Origin of the sequence: Flavobacterium hankyongi, assembly GCF_036840915.1 — a bacterium.
Classification (GTDB): domain Bacteria; phylum Bacteroidota; class Bacteroidia; order Flavobacteriales; family Flavobacteriaceae; genus Flavobacterium; species Flavobacterium hankyongi.
The window spans coordinates 3,220,449-3,245,743 of record NZ_CP085725.1; the positions used below are offsets into that span (position 1 = coordinate 3,220,449).

The 25,295-nt window shown below is 35.0% G+C and carries 12 protein-coding genes; 8 read left to right on the forward strand and 4 right to left on the reverse strand.

The features are described from left to right. The first annotated feature begins 84 nt into the window (after positions 1-84). Entirely contained in the window at positions 85-894 is an 810-nt protein-coding gene (locus LJY17_RS14655) for an endonuclease/exonuclease/phosphatase family protein (RefSeq protein WP_264544556.1), read from the forward strand. Between the two features lie 231 nt (positions 895-1,125). Here the strand turns inward: LJY17_RS14655 and LJY17_RS14660 are convergent, their stop codons facing one another. Beyond that, on the reverse strand, positions 1,126-5,004 hold the full coding sequence (locus tag LJY17_RS14660; RefSeq protein ID WP_264544557.1) for a T9SS type A sorting domain-containing protein: 3,879 nt from the start codon (positions 5,002-5,004) through the stop codon (positions 1,126-1,128). 134 nt (positions 5,005-5,138) lie between these two features. Between LJY17_RS14660 and LJY17_RS14665 the strand changes: the two genes are divergently transcribed. Further along, the gene (locus LJY17_RS14665; protein ID WP_264544558.1) at positions 5,139-7,133 is read left to right on the forward strand and encodes a tetratricopeptide repeat-containing sensor histidine kinase; all 1,995 of its coding nucleotides are present in this window, start codon (positions 5,139-5,141) and stop codon (positions 7,131-7,133) included. Positions 7,134-7,135: 2 nt separating this feature from the next. Then, a complete protein-coding gene (locus LJY17_RS14670) occupies positions 7,136-7,762 on the forward strand; it encodes a response regulator (RefSeq protein WP_264544559.1) in 627 nt (208 codons plus the stop codon). 451 nt (positions 7,763-8,213) lie between these two features. Here the strand turns inward: LJY17_RS14670 and LJY17_RS14675 are convergent, their stop codons facing one another. Continuing rightward, a complete protein-coding gene (locus LJY17_RS14675; protein WP_264544560.1) occupies positions 8,214-9,272 on the reverse strand; it encodes a 3-oxoacyl-ACP synthase III family protein in 1,059 nt (352 codons plus the stop codon). Positions 9,273-9,513: 241 nt separating this feature from the next. On the opposite strand from LJY17_RS14675, the gene LJY17_RS14680 reads away from it, so the two are divergent. From LJY17_RS14680 to LJY17_RS14690, 3 genes are all read left to right on the forward strand, one after another. Further along, positions 9,514-12,366, forward strand: a complete 2,853-nt coding sequence (locus LJY17_RS14680) for a sensor histidine kinase (protein WP_264544561.1) — start codon at positions 9,514-9,516, stop codon at positions 12,364-12,366. Position 12,367: 1 nt separating this feature from the next. Further along, a complete protein-coding gene (locus LJY17_RS14685; protein ID WP_264544562.1) occupies positions 12,368-13,120 on the forward strand; it encodes a LytR/AlgR family response regulator transcription factor in 753 nt (250 codons plus the stop codon). Positions 13,121-13,209: 89 nt separating this feature from the next. Then, positions 13,210-14,550 (forward strand): T9SS type A sorting domain-containing protein, encoded by a 1,341-nt coding sequence (locus LJY17_RS14690; RefSeq protein ID WP_264544563.1) that lies wholly within the window; start codon positions 13,210-13,212, stop codon positions 14,548-14,550. A gap of 20 nt (positions 14,551-14,570) precedes the next feature. On the opposite strand, the gene LJY17_RS14695 is transcribed toward LJY17_RS14690, so the two are convergent. Together LJY17_RS14695 and gcvP are read right to left on the reverse strand one after the other, a co-directional pair. After that, the gene (locus LJY17_RS14695) at positions 14,571-14,951 is read right to left on the reverse strand and encodes a group III truncated hemoglobin (RefSeq protein WP_264544564.1); all 381 of its coding nucleotides are present in this window, start codon (positions 14,949-14,951) and stop codon (positions 14,571-14,573) included. A 70-nt stretch (positions 14,952-15,021) separates the two neighbouring features. Then, a complete protein-coding gene (gcvP, locus tag LJY17_RS14700) occupies positions 15,022-17,871 on the reverse strand; it encodes an aminomethyl-transferring glycine dehydrogenase (RefSeq protein ID WP_264544565.1) in 2,850 nt (949 codons plus the stop codon). 144 nt (positions 17,872-18,015) lie between these two features. Between gcvP and LJY17_RS14705 the strand changes: the two genes are divergently transcribed. Then, positions 18,016-18,867: a hypothetical protein gene (locus LJY17_RS14705; RefSeq protein ID WP_319800133.1), complete on the forward strand. Its 852-nt coding sequence runs from the start codon at positions 18,016-18,018 to the stop codon at positions 18,865-18,867. 326 nt (positions 18,868-19,193) lie between these two features. Beyond that, on the forward strand, positions 19,194-25,130 hold the full coding sequence (locus LJY17_RS14710) for a T9SS type A sorting domain-containing protein (RefSeq protein ID WP_264544566.1): 5,937 nt from the start codon (positions 19,194-19,196) through the stop codon (positions 25,128-25,130). Positions 25,131-25,295: the final 165 nt, after the last annotated feature.

Below are 25,295 nucleotides of genomic sequence, written 5' to 3' on the forward strand. Positions count from 1 at the left end.
GTTATAAAAAAAATGACTATTGAAGAGGCTAGAGAATTTGGCTTCACTCTTTGTAAGTGGGAAGATTAAAAAGAGATTGTAAAGATGCGTTACTTCTACACCGGTTTATTAATATGTTTGCTATTTGTCAGTACAGTATCTGCTCAGATAAAGGTGTGTTCCTGGAATGTTGAAAACATAGGTAAATCAAAATCAGATGAGGATATTGAATTTATTGCTATCATGTTACGTGACTTTGATGTTGTAGCGATACAAGAAGTAGTTGCAGGTTATGGTGGTGCTCAAGCTGTCGCAAAATTGGCAGATGCCTTGAATCGAAAGGAAGCAAAATGGGAGTATGTTGTTAGTGATCCAACCTCAGGGAGTACGTATAAAACAGAACGTTATGCTTTTTTATGGAAAAGTCATGTTTTAAAAATTAAAGAGACTCCATGGTTGGAAAAAAAATATCAGACCTTAATTGATAGAGAACCTTTTTATGCTACGTTTAAATCAGGGACTAAAGAATTTACATTGGCTAATTTTCACGCTATTACCAAAAGTAAACAACCAGAGACAGAAATTAAGTATTTTAAATTGTTACCATCCCAATACCCAAATTTGAACTTAATCTTTATTGGTGATTTCAACTGTCCACAATCACATACTGTTTTTAATCCTCTTAAAAGTATGGGCTATATTTCGGTTTTTAAAAATCAAAAAACATCCTTAAAAAAGGAATGTAATAGAGATACTTGTTTGGCTTCTGAATTTGATAATATTTGGTTTGATGGGAAAAAGAATAAGGTTGTAAATAGAAAAGCAATTCATTTTTATGAAAATTTTCAATCTCTTGACGAAGCACGAAAAATTTCGGACCACATACCTATAGTGGTTGAATTTGAGTTTTTCTAGACATAGAATTAATTTTATAAAATTAAACAATGAATGAAAGATACTAGATCTAAAAGGTGTTGAGAAATTCAAGGGTATATTTACTGTGACAACAATCAAAGATTTAAGTTAACATTGAATAAAATGAACTTTATATAATATCGAACTCATTATTGTCAATCGCTGATTTAAATTAATCTTAAATAACAAACTGCCTCTTTTGAGGCAGTTTATATATGTAATTTATTAGAATTACTTTTTAAGTATTAATCGTTGCGTGGCAATGTTGGTTCCATTAATTCCTTTTACAAAATAAGTACCTTCACTTAAGTGGTCAATATTGATGGTATTGGTCACATTAGCTTTCATACGCATTGTTGCTACTGTTTGCCCCAATTGGTTAACAATGGCAACATCGCCGTCTGTATCTGTATCGATATTTACTCTTCCGTTAGTTGGGTTAGGATACATTTTGAAATTGGTAAATAAATCGAATGCTGCTGAACCAAGAGTAGTTACTGTAACACAACTTGAAGTTACCGTACAACCTGCAACCGTTACCTGTACTTTATAGTCACCTGCTACAGTAGGTGTATAACTTTGATTTGTTTCGCCAGTTAGTAATGTGTTAGGACAAGAAAACCACTGGTAAGTCGCTCCATTTTGATTAGCTGTTAATATACCTAAGGTTTGTGTTACATTAGAGTTTACAGCCATAGGTTCAGCAATTGAAAAGTTTTGTAATGTACTACAACCATTCGCATCGGTTACAATACACGTCCATGTACCCGCAGTTAAGCCAGTTACTGACGTAGTTCCATCACCAGTAGGATTGCCAGGAAGCCAATTATACGTATATCCACCCACACCACCTGTAGGAGTAGTGATAGAAGCCGCTCCATCGGCTCCACCATTGCAAGACACATCGGTTATTGATCCTGCAGTTACTAATAGAGGAGTAGGTTCAGTGATTGTAAAGTTAACGCTAGTAATACATCCGTTAGCATCGGTTACTGTACAGGTCCACGTACCTGCTGATAAATTAGTTACTGATGTAGTTCCGTCTCCTGTAGGATTTCCAGGTGTCCAGTTATAGGTATATCCTCCTACACCTCCTGTTGGTGTATTGATAGAAGCTGCTCCATTGTTATCGCCATTACAAGTAACATTGGTTTGTGAAGCTGCAGTTGCCACAATTGCTGTTGGTTGTGTAATTGTAAAATTTCTAGAAGTAGTACAACCATTTGCATCGGTTACAGTACACGTCCATAGTCCTGCTGTTAGACCAGTAACTGTCCTTGTTCCATCTCCAGTTGGGTTACCAGGAGTCCAGTCATACGTATATCCGCCTGCGCCGCCTGTTGCCACGTTTACGGTAGCAGCTCCATTGCTACCACCGTTACACGCTACATTCGTTTGGCTTGAAGGGTTAAGTGCCAGTGCTGAAGGTTGCGTAATTGTGAAATTTCTTGTTGCCGTACAGCCATTCGCATCGGTCACTGTACAAGTCCATAGACCTGCTGTTAGCCCAGTTACTGTTCTGGTTCCATCTCCTGAAGGATTTCCAGGCGTCCAGTCATATGTATATGGACCAACACCACCTGTAGCAACATTTACAGTGGCTGCTCCAGAATTCCCTCCATTACACGCTACATTCGTTTGACTTAATGGGGTCAATGTAGGATTAGAAACCGTTAGAGTAGCTGAATTGGAATTCGTAAAGCAAGCCGCTGCTCCGTTAATTAGTACACATCGGTACAAATAGCCGTTCATAGTAGTAGTAGCACCTGTAATATTCAATGTACTTGTAGTTGCATTAGAATACAAACTTCCATTGGTAATATCAGTAAAACCAGCTCCTGTATTCACTTGCCATTGATAAGCAGTAGCTCCTGTTGTTGCTACAGTAAAGCTGGTATTGCTTAAATTACAAGCAATAGCATTGTTAGGTTGTGTATTCACTACTGGGGCTACACAGGTTAAAGTTACCGGAATTGAAATTCGGTTTGAAACTACACCTGAAAGCGTTTGTTGTATATAATAGGTTGCATTAGCTAATGTGGTATTACTTGCTAAGGCAGTTCCTCCCGTAGCTACAGAAAACCATTCTATAGTTGCACTTGGGCTTGGAGTAGTAATTAAATTAGCGAAGGTACTACCATAAGGAACGCTTTGGGTAGCATTAGATATACGTTTTACCGTTACGGGAGTTCTTGTTAAACTTTCTACAAAGCTAACAGTTTGACTCGCGTAGTAAGTTGTATTATCAGTTAAGAGAGTGGTATTAGCAAGCGCAGTTCCTCCTGTTGGTGTAGTATACCATTTAACCCCAGTTCCTGTGGCTTGTAAGCTGGTTAGGTTATTCGTGTCTCCTTTATAAATTTGTGTAGGATATAAAGTGGTTGGAGCTGCTGGTGCAATAGATATCACCACAGAAACACGATTACTAGTCACACCTGATGCATTTTCTTCTACATAAAGAACTCCACTAGAAATGGATTGACTACTAGATAAAGCCGTTCCACCTGAAGCATTAGAGAACCATTGTGCAGTAGCCCCAACGCTTGGTGTAGTTGTTAAGTTTGCTATAGTACTTCCATTATTAACAATTTGAGAAGCTTCTGATATTTTATTTACGGTGACCGCCAGTCTTGAGGTACTTTCAATGGCACTGATTGTTTGCGTAGCATAATAAGTATTACCGCTAACCAAAAGAGTTGAAGTGTCTAACGCAGTTCCTCCCGTAGAAGTACTGTACCATTTTACATTAGTACCTGTTACTTGTAGGTCTGAAATAGTTTTTGCACCTGCATATATTTGTTTGGTCCAAGTAGTGGTAGGCGGCGATGGAATAATGGTTACACCTACTAAAGCCCTATTGGTATTGGATTCTTCATATATGAGTTTTAAGGTGTTACTATCAGTATCTGTTACCAGAATTTTTCCATCAGTAATTACTCCAATACCCGATGGATTCGTGAAATTAGTTGTATTTCCAATAATTACAGGATTTGTACCATCTGAATTGTAAGTGGTAATTTTTCCACCCATTAATTCTGAAATGACTAATTTACCACTAGATAAGCTAGCAATTGTTCGCGGAAAGCTTAACCCTGAAATCAATGTCGTTAAGTTAGTACCATCAGCATCCATTCTTTTCACAGCGCCATTGAAAGAGTCTGCTATTAAAATTTTACCATCACTTTGCACGAAAAGGCCTTGGGGTCCTAGCACGTCGCCAGCATTGGTTAAAGTAGTTATTCCTGTTCCGTCTGAATTTATTCTGTAAACATAATTTTGATCGCTGAATATAATTTTTCCATCTGCCTGAATGGCCACAGCAAAAAATTCTTGAGAGGCATCTCCAGTATACAAAGTTTGAATTCCTGTTCCATTGGCATTTGCCCTTTTAATGGCAGTTGGCGTTACACCTGCACCACTCTCTGCAAATACTATTTTACCATCTGTTTGCAAAGCTATCGCATAAGGACCATTTAATCCTGTTATTAAATTAGTACTGTTGGTACCGTCTGCATTCATTCGTTTAATGACGCCGCCATTTGCTTCAGATAGTAATATTTTTCCATCAGATTCTATCGCTAACCCATAAGGCATATTAAATCCTGAGGCTAAGGTCGCTACCCCTGCGGGAATTATTTGATCCACATAATAATTTCCTGTTGCTAAAACTGTTATGCTAGGAAGTGGTGATCCTCCACCTGCAACATTAAACCATCGAGCGGTAGAGCCACTGCTTGGAGTACTTACTAAATTAGCCACTGTATTCACACCAGTAAGAGTTTGTGTACTTTCAGAGATGCGACGTACTTTAATTGAAACTCTAGAAGTGCTTTCTACACCACTAACAGTTTGGCTTAAATAATAAGTAGTATTATCTACTAGTAAAGTTGAAATTGGAATAGCTGTTCCTCCGTTAGCCACAGTGTAAAATTTTAAACTTCCTGAGGAACTCACATTCAATTGACCCACAGTGGTAGCATTTCCTGCATAGACCTGATTAGGGAATAGTGTAGTAGGTGGTGGTGTTTGTGCCCAACCTAAAGAACTAAACAAACAAATTGCTATAATTCTCGTGATTGTCATAAATCTTTTGAGTAATAGTTTTTTCATTATTATTTATTTTAATACATACAATGCAAATTTCAAGAATGACCATTTCTTAAAAAACAAGGGGAAACCCCTGAAATTTAAATGGAGTATTGTCGCCAATTTTATAATCAATACTTTTGCTAAAAAAGGAAACAATGGTTAAGCATTTTCTATTTGTTCTATTGGCTTTTATAGTAATGACTTCGTGTAAAAACCAAACAGAACAATTATACATTTATAAGGAACCTAAAATAGAGCGATTAGATGCCACATCAGAATGGTTGCGGGATGAGAATAATTTTTTTAAGGAGAATTATAATGAAGTTTTAAATAAATTCTATTCGCAAAATATAGCCAAAGGTAATTACACAAAAGCAGCTAAAATATTAGAGATTGTTGCAAACAAAGCCAATAGATTTCAATCGTTTAGTGACGATTTGAAGTTTAAAATAGATGAATTCAATAAAAAATATGCTTTTAAAATAGAGGATAAAAAAAACGTATGGTTTGTGAGTGTTTTTTGTGGTCAGTATTATGCAAACAAAGGACAATTTGAAAAAGCAATAGAAAGTTTCAAACAGTTAGAACATGTAGAGGTTATTGATTATGAAACTTGTTATTTCAAAGCGTCGAATTGGATGAGAATTGCTTGGTGTAATTTTAATCTTGGTCAACAAGACTTAGCCATTGAATACAATTTGAAAGCGTTGGAATTATTAAAGCAAACAGATCAAAAAGATATTCTAGGAAGTGTTTATTTTTATATTTATCCTGTTTATTTAGCCTCAAAAGATTATAAAAATGCAGAAATAAACTTAAACAAATCAATAGCCTACTACAATTTGAATAGTAAGAAGAATGAAACGAATCTTTTTATTTGTCTGTATAATAAAATAGAATTACTAGAGGAATTAAATAGAAAACAAGAAAAGAGAAAATTAATAGATTCTGTTCTTGTCGCTTTCAAAAAGAGGAAGATAAAAGACCCATCGATGAAAGTTTCCCTTTTTTTGTTAGACTTTTCTTCAAAGCTCGATGATAATAAATTAGAGGAAGCAACTTCAGTGCTTAGTGAGATAAAATCAGATGTACTGTTACTCAATTCTGATTATACAACAGCAGATTTTAATAAAGCTGAAGCATTACTAGAAATTAAAAAAAATAAAAGCATAAAAGATCCTCAAAAAATTGTTCAAGCAATAGCTGAATTTAAAGAAGAAAATAGTTATCAAGATTTAATTAATGCCTATAACATATTATACCAAGACGCTTTATGGAAAAAACAATATAAAAAAGCACTTGAATTTTATAGCTTATATCAAGAAGCTTCTGATAGTCTTGGAAATGAAAAAATGAATAACAAGGTTATTGAGCTTGAAACAAGGTATCAAACACAAAAGAAAGAGCAAGAAATCAAAATTCAAAAAGAAACCATTTCCAAAAAGAATGTGGCTATCGGGAGTTTAATTTCTGCATTTATAGTATTGTTTTTAGGAGCCATAATTTACTTTCTAAAGCAAAAGCAAAAAAAGCTAAAAGCAGAAAAGCTTCAATCTCAAAAATTCACCAAAAATTTGTTGGATAAAACAGAGGAAGAGCGTAAACGAATTGCTACAGATTTACACGATAGTGTTAGCCATGAATTACTTAACCTAAAAAGTTTGACGGAACAAAATCATGAAGAGCTAAATTCAAAGATAGATTTGATCATTAATGATATACGTACAATTAGTCGGAATTTACATCCTGTCTTATTCGATAAAATTGGATTTCGTTCTAGTGTTGAAAACCTAGTGGAACGAATGCAAAATCATCATGATTTTATGATCTCTACAAATATTGAGTACACGGATTCTCTCTCCAAAGAAAATGAACTGCAACTGTATAGAATTGTTCAGGAAGCGCTATCAAACATTATTAAATATTCAAATGCTTTTGCTGCCCGAGTGAGTTTTGTAGAAAGTCAAAGTAAGTATTATCTTGAAATTATTGATAATGGAAAAGGATTTGATGTGGAAGAGACACTTCTCAAAAAAGATGCTTTTGGATTACATAATATCTTAGAGAGAAGCAAAGCCATAGGTGGTTCTGCACAAATTACTTCAAATGAAAAAGGAACAAAGATTGAGGTGGAAATTCAAAAAAAATAAAAATGAAAGTTGTAATAGCAGATGACCATCCATTAACATTAAATGGAACAAAAAACTATATTGAAAATTTGGGATATAATGTAGTTCACGTTTGTTCAAACGGAATAGCAGCTCTAAACTATATCCAACTCTATTTGCCTGATGTAGCAGTTTTAGATCTTAACATGCCAGGGATAGATGGTTTGGAAGTTTTGCAAAAAGTCTACGAAGCCAAGCTACGAACAAAAATTATTCTTTTAACAATGCACAACGAAGTGAGCATCTTGAATAAAGCTAAAGAATACAAGGTTGATGGTTATGTTTTAAAAGAAAAGGCATCCCCTGATTTGGAAAACTGTTTAAAAGATATTGCCGAAGGAAAGAAGTATTATTCGAGTTCATTATTGTTAAACTATCAAATTTCACTTTCTAATTCAGATGATAAACTAAGTCAGTTGACACTTTCAGAAAGGAAAATAATCCAACTGGTTGCTAGCCACAAAACCTCTAAACAAATAGCTGAATTACTCTTTCTTTCAGAAAAGACAGTGGAAGGACATCGAAGTAAAATTATCGAAAAATTAGGGCTTCCAAAAGAGAAAAATGCATTGTTAATTTGGGCTATTCAAAATCTCAATAATAAAACATAAAGGAATTAATTTTCAATGTTATTGCAAGGTGAAGACTTCTAAAACAGCACAACATTTCATAAAAGATGAACAAAATAATACTTATAATAAAATAAAAGAGGACTTCGAAATACACAAATCAAATAGTGTCCTGTAAAAAAGGAAATCAATACTATAGATAGTAGTGAACAGAGTGTTTTGCCGGGCTTCAAACCACAGTTTTTTTAGAAAACATACAGATACATTTGATTTAGTGTTGAGTATTAGAGCCAAAGCCATAAATTCATTACATAAATATACTTTGTATAAACTCGAGAAATTACAACTTTAAAAAGAGAACTTTGAAATTCTTAAAAACAAACTGGAGTTAAAAATGAATTGTAGCAATAAAAAAACCTCTCACAGCGAGAGGTTTTTTCATAGATGTTGTATATTAACTGAATGTAGTCTTGTTAGCTGAGCGAAGTCGAAGCTAATATCTATACACAATCGCATTGATGTTCATACCTGAACCTACCGAGGCAAAAATAATCACATCTCCTTTGTTAAGTTGCTGCTTATCTAGTTCGCCTTTTATGATTAAGTCATAAAGTGTAGGGACAGTTGCTACACTCGAATTTCCTAATTTATGAATACTCATAGGCATCACACCTTCGGGAGGGGTATGCTTGTAAATTTTATAAAAACGCTGAATAATGGCTTCGTCCATTTTTTCATTTGCTTGGTGAATCAATACTTTTTTAACCTCAGAAATAGCGATACCGCTTTTGTCTAAACAAGCAGCCATTGCCTTTGGGACATTATTTAATGCAAACTCGTATATTTTACGGCCATTCATTTTAATGTAACGCACATCAGGGTCGTGGTCTTTATTAAATGAGTTTCCAAAGTATAAATAATAAGCTTCGTCATATGTGAAAGTAGCAGTTTCGTGGGCTAAAATTCCGCCTTCTTCATCAGTAGCTTCTATTATAGTGGCTCCAGCACCATCTGAATAAATCATACTGTCTCTGTCGTGGATATCAACAACGCGAGATAAAGTTTCGGCACCTATAACCAAACATTTTTTAGCCATTCCAGCTTTGATAAATGCCTGTGCCTGAATTACGCCTTCAATCCATCCTGGGCAGCCAAAGAGCATATCGTAAGCCACACATTTTGGGTTTTTGATACGTAAATCAAATTTAACACGGGTCGCTAGACTCGGTAAAATATCGGTTTGAATGGCGCCTTGTTTTACATTTCCAAAATTGTGGGCAAAAATGATGTAGTCGAGTTCCTCTGGGTTTATACCTGCATCTGCAATGGCTTTCTTGGCAGCAATAGTAGCAATGTCAGAGGTGAGTAAATCATTAGTAACATAACGGCGTTCTTCAATTCCAGTAATGTCATAAAATTTTTCGGTAATGGTTTCATTGGGTAACGGAAACGGAGTCCCATCATCGTTTAAAAAAACGTGTTTGGCAAAATCTTTATTGGTTACTATTTCTGTTGGAATATAGCTTCCCGATCCTGTTATTCTGATATTCATGTAGGTAGTTTAAGTTGATACTAAATTAACGATAATACTAACGTATTGTTAGTAATTAGGTTTGTTTTGTATATTTTTATTAAAAGTGTAAATAAAAAGTTATAAAATTATTAATGTTGTTTTTATTTGGTATTTTTTTTTATGATACCGTATTATTACTATCAAAATTTCAGAAGTTCAAAACGTATTTTTAAAAGGTTGCTCATAATCAAGAGGCTTTATGTTGTAAATTTGGTTAAGTATGCTATTAAGATATCTTTTTTTGCTAATTACATTGTCGTGTTTTGCGCAGCAGCCTTCCCATTATATTGTAGGAGATGAGGACCTAGCTGGTACAAACATTTATAGTGCATTGCAGGCAAAGGATAATAAAGTGTGGCTCTCTACAAACAACGGCTTGTATGCTTATGATGGAGCATTGTTTAGTTCGATTCAAGCTAAAGGAATAAAAGATTTGTCTTTGTTTGGGCTTACAACTGATAAAGATGGTCAAATTTTTTGTCACAATCTAAGCGGACAAGTTCTTGTGGTTGAAAATAATGCATTAAAGGTGTATTGCCAGATTCCGTTTCGTTATATTGCAAGTAGTTTTTTTATAGAGTTTGACGACCAAAATAAACTTGTTGTGTCCTGTAAAGATTTGATACAATATGACTCTAAAAGTAAAACCTTTTCAAAACTTTTTGATTTTAAAGATGACATTGCTGAAAAACTTTCATGTGACGAAAAATTCAAAATATATTTTTGGAATGATGAAAAGAAGTACTGTTTGAGTAATGGGAAAGTGGAAGCATCGGTAATGGAAATTCCACGCCTTTCCATAATACAAAACCATCTGTATTATAAAAAAGGTGGACAGTTCTTGTATTTTGCCAATTTGTCCAACAAAGCGCTTTTGCAAAAAAATAACGGTTTACTTAAATCAGTAAACTATCCACTACCTAATGATGGTTCGGTAACGTATCGCCCTTTGATGTCAAAGTATAAAAATTTGATTTGGTTAGCAGGGTCAAAAAACGGAGCCTATTGTTATCGCACAGATGGGACTCCATTATTTGGTAATAATAAACTTTTTAGTAACTATTTTATTTCGGCCTATTTAGAAGATCGGGAAGGAAATGTATGGCTGTGTACTTTTGGTAAAGGGATTATTATGATTCCAAACATGAATGTAATTGATTATTCAAATGTTTCATTATTAAAAGAAGATGATATCTCTCAAATAACAGCCAAGAATAATGCAATGCTTTTGGGTGGTGTTAAAGGAAATATTTATGCTCTCGATAAGGACAAACTAACTATAAAAAGTAAAGGCTTTAATAAAATTGAGTTTTTGAAATATGAGCCTAAATCAAATCGAGTTTATGTAAATGATAAAGTCTTTGATGGTGATGTAAAGCAGCAGCTTTATAAAAACGATTACAATAAATATGATGTTTTTGAAAACAAAAAAAATGATTCGGTTTTTTATGTGACTCGTTCTGGATTGTTTTGTTTGGATAAACTGAAAAACAACCATCAATTGGGTTATGCAACTCGTACATATGGTGTCTTTAATGATGAGGAAAATAATACAATGTGGCTGGCTTCTTCAACAGGATTGGAAATAAAACAAAAGGGAAAATTCAAAAAAGTTAAAGCAGGGAAAGATGAAATTTTTAGTAATGGTATCTTAGGAATTAACAATCAGGTTTGGGTGAGTTCCAACACAGGGATTTATGTGTTCCATAAAAATAAATTGACAAAGCATTTAACTTCTAAAAAGGGGTTGTTGTCTGAAAGGATTGTAAAAATTATATACCATAAACCTTATGTTTATGTAGCCACAAACGAAGGATTACAGCGTTTTGATGCAGATTTTAAAGAGCATCTCGATTTTACAAAAGCAGAAGGTTTACTTTCGAATGCAATACTTGATTTTGAAGTTTTGGGAAGTATGATTTATGTGGTTTCTTCTAAAGGATTGCAATGTTTTGATTTTAATACCATTCAAAAAAAGAAAAAATTACCCGAAGTATTTATTAATAGAGTTTTTGTTAATGGTGCCGATGAGGTGAAAAATGATACTTTATTGCCTGCAAATGAAAATACATTACAATTTAGTTTTAAAGCTGTTAGTTTTCTAGATAAAAGAAACTTAAAGTATCGTTACAGATTAAAAGGATATGATGATCAATGGCAGTCCTCTGATTTTTTTGACAACATAGCGGTTTATAACAAATTGCCTGCTGGGGAGTATGTTTTTGAGGTTCAGCTTACTGATGGTGTGAATGTTTCTGCAAGCAAAGAATTTATTTTTGAAATTGAACCTGTATTTTGGAAAAAATGGCAGTTTATAACACTTGTGTTTGTATTAACTATTTTGACGCTTTTATTTATTTACAGATTGCGAATAAATTATTTGTTGCAAAAATCGAAAACTGAAATTGATAAAGAAAAGCTCAGTAAAGAGATAAACAAATCGAAATTGGCAGCGCTGAATGCGCAAATGAATCCTCATTTTATGTTCAATGCTCTCAATAGTATTCAAGAATTTATTTTACAAAATAAAAAAGAACAAGCCTCAAACTATTTAGGCGACTTTGCCGATTTGATGCGTAGCTATCTTCAACACAGTCAAGAGGATAGTATTATGTTGAATGACGAAATAGAAACGCTTAAACTGTATTTAAAATTAGAGAAGCTTCGATTTGATGAGGATTTTGTTTACGAATTAAATATTGACCATAAATTAGATATATACACGACTAAAATTCCATCTTTCTTGATACAACCATTTGTAGAAAATGCAATCAAGCATGGTTTGCTTCATAAAAAAAGTGATAGGCGATTACTTATCTCCATTGAAAAAGATACAGATGAGATGATTGTTTGTAAAATAAAGGATAACGGAATAGGTCGTGAAAGAAGTTTGGTAATCAATAAAAATAAAAAGCACAAATCATTTGCTACACAAGCTAGTGTTGATCGTTTTCAATTGATAAATCAAAACATGAAAGATCAAGTTGGTATCGAGATTAATGATTTGTTTGATGAAAATAATATAGCAAGAGGAACAGAAGTAGTGTTGAGGATTCCTGTAAAAAAAGATTAATATGAAAGTACTCATTATAGACGACGAAACAAAAGCCAGACAATTACTCAAAGCAATATTAGAAGAATATTGTCCTGATATCACCGAAATTTTTCTGGCCGAAAATTTAATGACAGGTGTTGAGCTGATAAAAGAGAACGATTTTCAATTGGTTTTTCTGGATATAGAAATGCCAGAACATTCTGGTTTGGAATTGTTTGATTATATAGATGTTAAGGATGTTACTTTCGATTTGATTTTTGCTACGGCATACAGTGAATTTGCGATACAGGCTTTTGAATTCTCTGCAATTGATTATTTGTTGAAACCTTTACGCCCAAATAAAGTACAGGAAGCGGTAAAAAAAGTATCGAATAAAATTAATCAGAGTCAGCTTCAGCTAAGATTGTTAGAACTTAAAAATACATTGGCGACAGAAAAGTTCAATAAAATTGCATTACCAGTTGAAGAAGGGGTTCTTTTTATAAAAACCAATGAAATTTGTTACCTCGAAGCAGATGGTATGTACACAAACTTTTTTCTCAATAATGATAAAAAAATTCTAATCAGCAAACCGATGAAGTACTTCTCGGACTTACTCGAAAATAAAGAACTCTTTTATAAACCGCATCGCTCATATTTAGTGAACCTGAAATACCTTCATAAAATAGTTAAGAAAGATGGCACTTACATCGAAATGGAAAAAGGGGATAGGATTCCGGTTTCTAAAGAAAAAAAAGAAGAACTGATTAGTCTTCTTCAGGAGTTGCAGTAAATTTCAGCAATCGATAAATACCATTCAGAAGTTGCCGTAAAAATAGAATTGAACCTAAAGGTATTTTTGGTTCAATAAAATGAGCAACTATGAAAACAAAACTATTTTTATTTTTCTTATTGACTGCTTTGGGCAGTAATGCACAATGCTGGCAAAAAATTGATTCGGGAATGTATCACACGGTTGCATTAGCTTCTAACGGAACATTGTGGGCGTGGGGATATAATAATGTAGGGCAATTAGGAGATGGTACAACTACCAATAGGACTCAACCAGTTCAAATTGGAACAGCAAATGATTGGGTGGGCGTATATACAGGTTACTACCATTCGTTTGCAATTAAGTCTAATGGTACTTTATGGGGTTGGGGGCAAAACACCGCTAATCAATTAGGGGATGGTTCTGCGACAAATAGACTTCAGCCTGTTCAAATAGGGACAGCTACAAATTGGGCAAAAGTTTCTGGTGGAGAAAATTTTTCTGCAGGTCTTAAAACAGATGGAACAATATGGATGTGGGGTAGTGATGATAGAGAGCAAATGGGTAATGGAACTGGAGGAGCTCAAGCAACACCAACACAATTGGGTATTTCAACAGATAATAGTGATATAGATGCTGGTAGATATCATGTTGTTTTATTGAAAAATTATAATAAAGTATATACTTGGGGTCATAATGGAAGTGGGCAAATAGGGAATGGGACTATGGTGAATCAAAATGTTCCCTATTTAATTCCTGGTGCAAATAACTATGTAAAAATTGATGGTTCAGTTAACGGGACTGTTGCCATTAGAGACGATGGTGGATTGTTTATGACTGGACAAATTCATACAAATTCATATACTGCATTCACCCAAATTTTTTATCCAAGTGTTTGGGCAAATGTAAAAACTACTCAGAATAATTTTGTTGGCGTAAAATCAGATGGTACACTTTGGGCATGGGGTGATAATACATTAGGCCAAATTTCACAACCTTCATATTCATCTTCTAATACGCCAATGCAAGTGAGTGGTACTAATTATTCTTCAAATATTGGTATAAATATTTATTCATTTCTTGTCTTGAAGTCTGATGGAAGTTTGTATGGTTGTGGTCAAAATCATGTGGGGCAGTTGGGGGATAATACCACAGTGCAAAAAAATACAATTACTGCTATAAGTTGCCCAGCTACATTAAGTACTGTTGATCTTGGTTCTGATTTAAATTTTGAAGTGTATCCAAATCCTGTAAAAGATGTTTTGAAGTTGTCTTCTGTAGATAATATTTCAATTGATAAAGCTGTTGTGTATGATGTTTCAGGAAAAGAAGTTTTAGAGGCAAATGGTTTTGTCAAGGAGTTGAATGTAGAAAAATTAACCAGGGGATATTATATGCTCGAAATTCTTTCGGAAGGGAAAAGAATAGTTAAAAAACTTATTAAAGAATAAAAAGAAAGGCTAACCTTAAGTTAGCCTTTTCTACTATTTATAATTTTGATTTGCATGATTGTGGCAATGCTCAACGCTTGCGTTTTTATTTGTTCTGCTTTTGGTCCTGCAAATAATTCATCTACTGTAGTATTAAAATGTCCTAGCCAAATAGTGAATAATTCAGGAGTAAGATGTTCTTTCTTGTCAATATCCAAATGAATCTCGGTTAGGTTTTTGGTATAACCTCCAGTTCCTAAAATAGCTTGTGACCAAAAGGTAACTAAAATAGGTAAATGTTCCAGTATCTTGATTTTAACCACATCGGTAAAAATATAACTGATAGAAGGATCAGCAAGTAGTTTTTTGTAAAACTCATCTACAAGTAAATATAAGTCTTCTTGATTTTCTATGTCTTTCATTCAAAATTAAATTAAGAAAAAAATCCCAAAAACCGTATTGGAATTTGGGATTTTAAATGAATTGAAATTTTTAGTGTTCCATGTAGGCTTCGATAGGAGCACATGAACAAACTAAGTTTCTGTCACCATACGCATCGTCAACACGACGTACAGAAGGCCAGAATTTATTGTCATAAATATACTCTAATGGATACGCTGCTTTTTCTCTTGAATATGGTAACTCCCAAGTATCTGAAGTTAACATTGCTAATGTATGTGGCGCATTTTTTAATGGGTTGTTAGTGTCTTCAGCATTTGCTTCAGCAATTTCTTTTCTAATTGAAATCATGGCATCGCAAAAACGGTCTAATTCAGCTAAATCTTCTGACTCTGTAGGTTCTACCATTAATGTTCCTGCTACTGGGAAAGAAACCGTTGGAGCGTGGAAGCCATAATCCATTAAACGTTTTGCAATATCACCTACTTCAATTCCGTTTTCTTTGAAAGAGCGGCAATCTAAAATCATTTCGTGAGCTGCACGTCCCATTTCACCAGAATATAAAACTGGATAATGTTCTTCTAAACGCGCTTTCATATAGTTGGCATTTAAAATCGCATGTTCTGTTGATGAACGTAATCCTTCAGCACCTAACATGGTAATGTAACCATACGAAATCAAACATACTAAAGCGGATCCGTACGGTGCAGCTGAAATAGCAGAAATTGCATCTTTTCCTCCAGTAGATACAACTGGATTTGTTGGTAAGAAGTCTACTAGTTTTTCGTTCACACAAATTGGCCCAACACCAGGTCCACCACCACCGTGAGGGATAGCAAATGTTTTGTGTAAGTTTAAGTGACAAACATCAGCACCAATCTTTGCAGGATTTGTTAAACCTACTTGTGCATTCATGTTGGCGCCGTCCATATATACTAATCCGCCATTATCATGGATTAATTGAGTAATTTCAATAATTGAAGATTCGTATACTCCGTGAGTTGATGGATACGTTACCATTAAACAAGATAAATCATCTTTGTGTTCAATAGCTCTTGCTTTTAAATCTTCTACATCGATATTTCCTTCTGGAGTTGTTTTCGTTACAATGATTTTCATTCCCGCCATTGCTGCAGAAGCTGGATTTGTTCCGTGAGCTGAAGAAGGGATCAAGCATACATTTCTGTGTCCTTCACCGCGAGAGATATGGTACGCACGAATAGCCATTAAACCAGCATATTCTCCTTGTGCTCCTGAGTTAGGTTGTAATGAAGTGCCTTTGAAACCAGTTACCTCATTCAATTGTTGCTCTAGTTTTTTCAACATGGTTAAGTAACCTTGTGTTTGATCAGCCGGTGCAAAAGGGTGGATGCTGTTCCAGTTTGGCATTGAAAGTGGAAGCATTTCTGCCGCCGCATTCAATTTCATAGTACAAGAACCTAAAGAGATCATAGAATGATTTAATGATAAATCTTTACGCTCTAATTTTTTGATGTAACGCATCAACTGACTTTCTGAATGGTGGTTGTTGAATACGTCGTGTTGTAAGAACGTTGAGGTTCTTACTAAGCTATTTTGAATTTGGTTTTCATTTGCTAATTCAGAAACATGAACTGCTGATTTACCTGCTGCTTCAGAGAAGATAGCGATGATAGTGTTGATATCAGCAATTGAAGTCGTTTCGTTAAAAGAAATAGAAACACAATCTTTGTTAGGATAGAAGAAATTGAATTCGTTTTTCTCTGCAATCGCTTTTACTTTATCAGCATCTGCTTTTACTAAAATAGTATCGAAGAAATTCGAATTGATTTGGTTGATCCCTAAAGAAGCCAATGCTTTTGCTGTAGTTACTGCCGAAGCATGAACTTTATTAGCAATATATTGTAATCCTTTTGGTCCGTGATATACAGCATACATACCAGCCATAACTGCTAATAAAACTTGTGCAGTACAGATGTTTGAAGTTGCTTTTTCACGTTTAATGTGTTGTTCACGAGTGCCTAATGCCATACGTAAGGCGCGGTTTCCGTTTACATCGATAGAAACTCCAATGATTCTACCCGGCATTGAACGTTTGTATTCTTCTTTAGTTGCGAAGAAACCAGCATGAGGTCCTCCAAATCCCATTGGAATACCAAAACGTTGTGTAGTGCCTACAACAACTGCAGCACCAAGTTCTCCTGGAGGAGTTAATTTTACTAAAGATAAAATATCAGCAGCAACAGCTACTTTAATTTCATTTTCTGTCGCTTTTGCTATAAATTGTGCGTAGTCATGAATTTGACCATATTTTCCTGGGTATTGTAAAATCGCTCCGAAATACTCAGCTGAGAAATCAAAAGTTTCATGATTACCAACAACTAATTCAATATTTAGTGGAGTTGATCTGGTTTGTAAAACTGACAACGTTTGTGGTAAAATTTCTTCTGAAACAAAGAATTTATTAACGTTGTTTTTCTTTTGATCGCGTGTTCTAACGTCAAAAAGTAACGCCATAGCTTCAGCAGCAGCAGTACCTTCGTCCAATAACGAAGCGTTTGCAATTTCCATTCCAGTCAATTCGATAATGGTAGTCTGGAAATTTAATAAAGCTTCTAAACGTCCTTGAGCAATTTCTGCCTGATACGGAGTGTAAGCAGTGTACCATCCTGGGTTTTCAAAAATGTTTCTTTGAATTACAGGCGGAACAACTGCAGGGTGGTAACCCAAACCAATGTATGATTTGAATACTTTATTTTTTGCACCTAACTGAGTAATGTGAGTTAAATACTCATATTCAGTCATGGCAGGGTCTAATTTAATATCTTCTTTTAAACGGATTCCGTCTGGAAAAGTTTCGTAAAGCAATTGGTCCATGTCTTTTACGCCAATTGTTTTGAACATGTGTTGTTGGTCAGATTCTCTCGGGCCAATGTGTCTTAAAGCAAATGCATCTGTTCTCATCAGTGTCTTTGTACTGTTTGTAGTTGAATTTGAGTATGACTCAAACGATTATTAAGTTGTGTTTTTTACGCGAACAAAAATAACTATATAATCTTAAAATTTAAGTTAAAAAGGATGCAATTTTTATCAAATTATGAACCAAAAATGTTATTTATTAACAGATTGATTACTTTTGTAAGGATGCGATTACTTAAAACAATATTTGATTTTTATTTGCATGGGAGCATTCATGTGGCGCTGGCTGTATATGCTTTGGTGCAAATGACTTTCCATTTTTTTCATCTTCAGAATGATAATCCAATGGCATTTTTTGCTTTTTTTGGAACAATTGTAGGCTATAATTTTGTGAAATATGATGAATTGGTGCGAGCAAAGAAACTAAAAATGACTATTGAACGTAAATTGATAGTTGTTTTGAGCTTTATCTCATTTTTAGCAACAACGTATTGTTTTTTCCAGTTGGAACGACAAACACAATTTGTAGCAGTTGCTTTTTTAGGTTTAACCGTTTTGTATACCTTGCCTATTTTTCCAAAGCTAGGAAATGCACGTAATTGGGCTGGAATTAAAATTTATATTGTAGCTTTTTGCTGGGCGGGTATCACTCTTTTTTTACCAATTATTAATGCAGATTTGGCTCTTTCACATGATGTTTGGTTAAAGTTTTGTCAGCGTTTTTTACTTGTAATTATTTTAATTCTGATTTTTGAAATCATTGATTTGAAACACGACGATGCTTCGTTACAAACTGTGCCGCAGCGATTGGGTGAGAAAAAAACGAAATTGTTGAACTTATTTTTGCTAATTCCATTTTATTGCTTGGAATTTTTAAAATCAGACTTTCAAATTGTTCAGCTTTGGGTCAATTTGGTCCTGATTGTTGTAATTGCTTTGTTTACTTTATTTGCTAGTCCTAAACGTTCCAAATACTACACTTTGTTTTGGGTTGAGAGCATTCCATTTTTCTGGTGGGTTTTAGTATTGTTGTTTAGTTGATTTTATATTCTTTTTTTTGAAGCATGTTGAAAAAATGAGTCTTTTTTGTTTTATATTGGTGTTTTTTTAAGATAAATTTTAGTAAATTTATTACCATGTGTAGGATAAATCTGTATCTAGAATACTATTCTCAAACAAACATAATCTCTATTCTATGTTGTAAACTATTAAGTAATTCAGTAGTTGCAGCTTTTATTGTAAATATAGTTTAATTTTTTTGGTTGTTAAATTTTGAATTTTAAAATGTTTTAAGATAAATATTGAATTATATCAATATATTTGGTGATTATTTAATTAATCTTTACTATATGGTGAAATTTTACAATTTGAAAAGAAGTACATTGAATTGTACTTCAAATTTTGTAAAGGGACAGGCTAGAGACAAAAACATAAGTTTTTTTTCTTGGAGAATTTTTGCTATGTTTCTCTTTACAATGTTGTATAGTTTTCAAGGTAATGCGCAAACCACGTATTATTCAAAAGCTTCTGCAACAGATTTTAATGATATTAATAGCTGGGGTACAGCTACAGATGGAACTGGAGCGGCTCCAGGAGTAATAAGCAATGCTGATAATTTTGTTATTCAGAATGCTTCAACGATGTCCCTTACAGGGAACGCTGCTGTAAGAAGATTAACAATAACCTCAGGAAGTTTGACAGTTCCATCCAATACACTTACAGTTAGTATAGCAGCTGCAAACAATACTGTTTTTACAATTAATGGTGGTACGTTAAATTTAAATGGAGGTACTATTGCCGTTAATGGAAATGTAGTAGTTTCAAGCGGAACTTTTAATCAGTCTGGAGGAGATTTAAGAATTGATCCTAACAGCGGTGTTGCTGGAACAAGTGTGGCTTCAGGAACAGCGTCATTGTTGTTTTCTGTAGCAACAGGAACTGTTAGTGGTGGGACTATAACAATTGTAGACCCAAATTTTAATGCTTCTGGGAAAGCTGTAGATTATAATGTAACTACAAATAGCTCGACATGGTCTGTTAATCATACTTTGCAGTTAGGTGACGGAATTAGTACTGATACATCCTCTAATACTTCTGGATTTATTCTAGAAAGTTATACAGGTAGTGGTAAACTTCTTTACGGAAAACTTAAGATAAGTGGTGGAAATGCTGCAAATCGTTGGACTTCTTTGGGAGCTTGGTCTATTTATGTAGCAGGAAGTGTTACTGTAGATGCTGGTTCTGAATTGCGTCTGAATTCTTCATCAACCTCTCCTGTGTTGTCTGGAGATATTGTTAATGACGGTATTCTTACATCTACGGTAAATGTAACTTTTGGTGGTACATCTGGAACTGCTACAGTTGTTAATACTAATGCACAAATGGTTTCAGGAACGGGTATTTTTAGAAATTTAACTACAGCGCCTACTGCAAACTTTACTAGCATAACTATACAAAATAACAATGTTGCAGGAGTTACTTTTCCGGGAACTACAAATATCGCTTCACAACCTACAAACGCTTTTTCTATCAGTGGTACTTTAACTTTTACAGCTGGTAAAGTGTTTACTTCAGGAGGGGCAAGTGTTGTTTTAGGAAATGCAACACCTTCTGCTGGAACATTATCATATACAGCGGGTGGATTTGCATCTGGAGTAACCTTTGGAAGATGGTTTACTGCTGCTGGAACCGGAACTTCTTTTGCTTCTGGGGCAGACGCTACTAATACTACAAGTCGATTCCCTTTTGTGGATTCTTTCGGACAAGGCCGTTCAGCTTGGATAGAGCGAGTAGCTCCAGTTACCGCTTCGGGTGTTTTAGCAGTAGTTTATAATAATGTAGCGGGTACTACATCAGGCGTTTACACTGATGGAGGGACTCCTTTAGATATAAAAGCAAACGATTATTGGACAGTTTCTGCATTGTTAGGAACACCTACCAGCGCTACTTCTTTCAAAATTCAAATGGTGGCTCCAGGAATTTTTTCTGGAACATTAGCAACAGCAAGTACTAGGGTTGTCAGAACAGATGGTACATTTGTAGGAACGCATGAGGCAGGAACAACAACGCCAGGCGGACACAGAATCGGATTGACTCCGGCGGAATTAACAACCGGATCGTATACGTTGGCAACAAATAATGCAGACATCCCATTTGCTTCAATCGCTTCAGGAGGCTGGAATGTTAATACAACATGGAATAAGGGAGTTGTACCTACTTGTACAGATGTGGTAACAATATCAGCGGGAACAACTGTAACGTCAAACTCTGCTGCAAATGTTGCGCGAAATGTTACCATTAGTAGTGGAGGGACTTTAATATCGGCTTCAGGAGACCTTGTTATAGGATGTACTTTAAATAACAATTTCCTGACCAATAACGGAACTCTTACGGTTTCGGGCGGAACGTTAACAATTAATGGTAACCTGATGAATAATGCTGGTTCAACGTTTAACCAATCAGGGGGTGATATTTTTGTTGACGGTAGTGATGGTGTTACAGCAAATAGTGTGGCAACGGGTACACCTTTGGTTAGAGTAACTGCTTCGGCTCCGTCTAATTTAAATTGGACTGGAGGTACTTTAACCATTGTAGATCCGCATTTTGGAACTTCTACAACCGATTATGCCCTGTCAATTTCTCAAGGTGGTGCTGCAAACGCTGCCGGTGCAGGACATACTGTTAAATTTGGTAACGGTGTTTCGACAACAGCCGGAGGACATACTAATGGTTTCTATGCTTATTTGTTCCCAGGATCTTTTTACTATTCTTTAGGGAATATGATTGTTGATGCTTCAACAGGAACTAACAGGGTTGTAAAATACACCTCTGCCTTTGGTATTTTGGGAGATTTGACTGTAACAAGTGGTGTTTTTGAGACTAATGCAACATCATCTCTTTATGTGGCTGGTAATATTGTAAATAACAGTACAATCAACAATTTAGGGACAATTCAGTTAGCAAGATGGATTAATGCAGCAGCAGCAGCAAGTACAACAGCACAATCTGTTTCTGGTTCTGGAGTTTTTCAAAACCTATCTACAGCTCCAACAGCTAACCTGACTTCGTTAACTGTTAATAATTCAAACGCAGCAGGTGTGACATTGAATGTTCCATTGTCAGTAAGTGGTACTTTAACTTTAACACAAGGATTCATCAATACAACAAATGCCAATTTACTTACATTGGGCACGGTGGCTGCAGCAGGAACGCTTACAGGAGGTTCAGCAACAGCATATGTTAAAGGTCCTTTTGCTAGAACTATTACATCGGGTAACGCTAGTAGCAACTATATCACATACCCAGTTGGTAAATCTGTTTACAATCCGGTTTTCTTAGCACCGGCAACTACTAGTGTTTCAGTAATGAAAGCTGAAGCATTTGATACTAATGCGGGAACTACAGATGCATCTATCATGTCATTGTCATCAAAAAGATGGGAAGCTCCTATTATGAGCGGAACTGTAACTAATATTAATGTAAGACTTGGAGATGCAGCTATTGTTGCAGCTAATATTCCAGTACAAGCAATAAGTGCTGCTGGTATTTATTCAAGTTCTTTCGGTTCAGTAGCTACTTATGCTGCGGGTACTCCTAATACAATTACTTCTAACACACCATTAGCTTCTGGAAGCTATACGGGTTACTTGTCGTATGCTACTTCTAATATATGTTCTGGTACTCCAACACCTGGAGCTACTACAACGACAGCAACTACGATTTGTTTGGGAGGTTCTGTGACTTTAGGCGTTACAACTATTCCAGCGGGATCTGGCGTAACTTTTCAATGGCAAAGTTCACCTGATGGTATAACATATACAAATATTCCAACTGCAACAGCTAATACTTATGTGGCTACACCAACAGCTACTACGTACTACCAATGTGTTGTTACTTGTAGTGCAGGTCCTGCATCAGGAACTTCAACGCCTGTACAGATTACATTCACAAACAACATAACAGCAACTACACCAGCAACAAGATGTGGGACTGGAACGGCTAATTTAGCCGCAACAGCTTCTTCAGGAACAATTAATTGGTATGCTGCTGCCAGCGGTGGTTCTCCAGTAGGAACGGGGTCATCTTTTACAACTCCTTCTATAAGTACTAGTACAACGTATTATGCAGCTGCAGAAGGTTCAACAAATGGTATGGTTCAGTTAGGAACTGGAATAACAACAACAGGGACTACAAATCTTTCGGCATTCAATAATTATAGATCAAGTGCTAAAGTTCAGTTGATTTATACTGCGAGTGAATTGCAGTCTTTTGGGTTGAGAGCAGGGAATATTACTTCTATTGCTTTTAATGTGTCTTCATTAGGTTCTTCAGCTAATAACACAAATTATGTTGTGAATATTGGTACTACAGCTTTGGCTACTTTCTCAAACACAACATTTTTAACACCGACATTTACTACTTGTTATGGACCTTCAACGTATACACATACGGCTAGCGGTTGGCAAACTATTAATTTTACAACACCTTATAATTGGGATGGGGTTTCAAATTTAGTATTAGAAATTTCTCATGATGGAATAGATTCTTCAGCAAGTGCTGATACCTATTATACAGCTACAACAGGTAATACCGTTTTGTATTCATATAATAACTCAACACTCAATAATACTTTATCTACAAATAGATTTAATGTTCAATTTTCAGGTCAGATTGTTTGTTCATCACCAAGAGTTTCTGTAACAGCTACAGTAAATACGCCTCCTACATTAACATTAAGTACATCTACAGTTTCAATTTGTAATGGTACTAGTTCCTCTGCGGTAACATTGACAACAGGAGGTGCAGATTATGATACTTATGTATGGTCACCAGCTACAAATGTAACAGGAAATTCAACTTCGGGTTGGGTTTTCAATCCAAGTGCAACAACTACTTATACTCTAACAGCATCACAAAGTTCAGGTAGTTTGTGTTCAACTTCTACAACTGTTACGGTAACGGTTAATCCACTGCCAACAGCAATTAGTATTTCTCCATCTCCTGTTACTGTTTGTGAAGGAGTTGTGCAAGCTTTGACCTCTTCAGGAGGGGCAAGTGTAGCTTCAGGTTCTAACACAATAGGTGCTGATACGACTGTAACTACTCAAAATGGATTAGAACCAACAGCATTTAATAACAGATATGAGCATTATTGGATGCAAATGGTATTTACAGCAGCTGAATTGAATGCAGCAGGTGTACAAGCAGGAAATATTAATGGAGTTAAGTTTAATATTACAACAATAGGGTCTGCTACAAGTGTTTCTGATTATAGAGTTTATATGGGAACTACTGCTTCAAGTACTTTAACAGCTTATGTAACATCAGGTCTCTCTGAAGTGTTTGCTGCAGCTACTTATTCTCAACAATTGGGAGTTAATACGATTACGTTTAATACACCATATAATTGGGACGGAGTTTCAAATATTGTTTTAGATATTAGAAGTACTGGGGCTGATTCTACTAATAATTCAAGTACTTATTATACAGCAACAGCAGATAATAAAACGATTACATCGGTTACATCTACTACTTTTGCAAGTTCTAATGCTTATGTAGCGTCTAATCCAACTGGTACTTTAAGTTTAAAGAGATTAAACACTACGTTTGATTGGACAAGTAATGTTGCAAATCCAATTACATGGTCACCAACAACAAATTTATATACTGACGTTTCTGGTACGGTACCTTATACAGGGACTAATGCTTCTACTGTTTATTTTAAATCAAATACAGTTGGTACAACTTCGTATACAGCTACAGCAACTTCAGTAAACACATGTACTCAATCTGCTTCAGTTTCAGTAACAGTTACTACGACTGTTGCGCCTACTGGTACATCTCCGCAAACATTTAATGCTGGTCAAACACTTGCAGATTTAGTGGTTACTGGAAGCAATATTGTATGGTATGCTTCTGCATCTGAAGCTTCTTCAGCAACTAATCCTTTACCTTCTTCAACTCCTTTGGTAGATAATACTACGTATTATGCAACTCAAACGGTATCAGGTTGTCCAAGTACAGCGAGTTTAGGAGTTTTAGTTCAAGCTGCTTTAAATACTAATGGTTTCGATTTAACTAAGTTTAAATTTTATCCTAATCCAGTTCATGATGTCTTGAACATAGATTACGCTCAAAATATTTCAAAAGTTGAGGTATATAATGCGGTTGGACAATTAGTATCAGTTAGAAGTCAATCTGGAACATCTACAAAAGTAAACATGTCTGGATTATCAGATGGAGTTTACTTAATTAAGTTGTCTTCAGAAAATACTACTCAAGTTATTAGAGTTGTTAAAAACTAATTCAAATAAATTTTTATTTTAAGCCACCTCAATGAGGTGGCTTTTTTTGTTAGTAAATTAAAATCAGGTATTTATACGCTGATAGGTTTGTTAGATTTCTTTTAAGTTTGTTTGGTAATATTACATTGACGTCGAAGTTGAATTTGACACAACTTTAAAAAACAA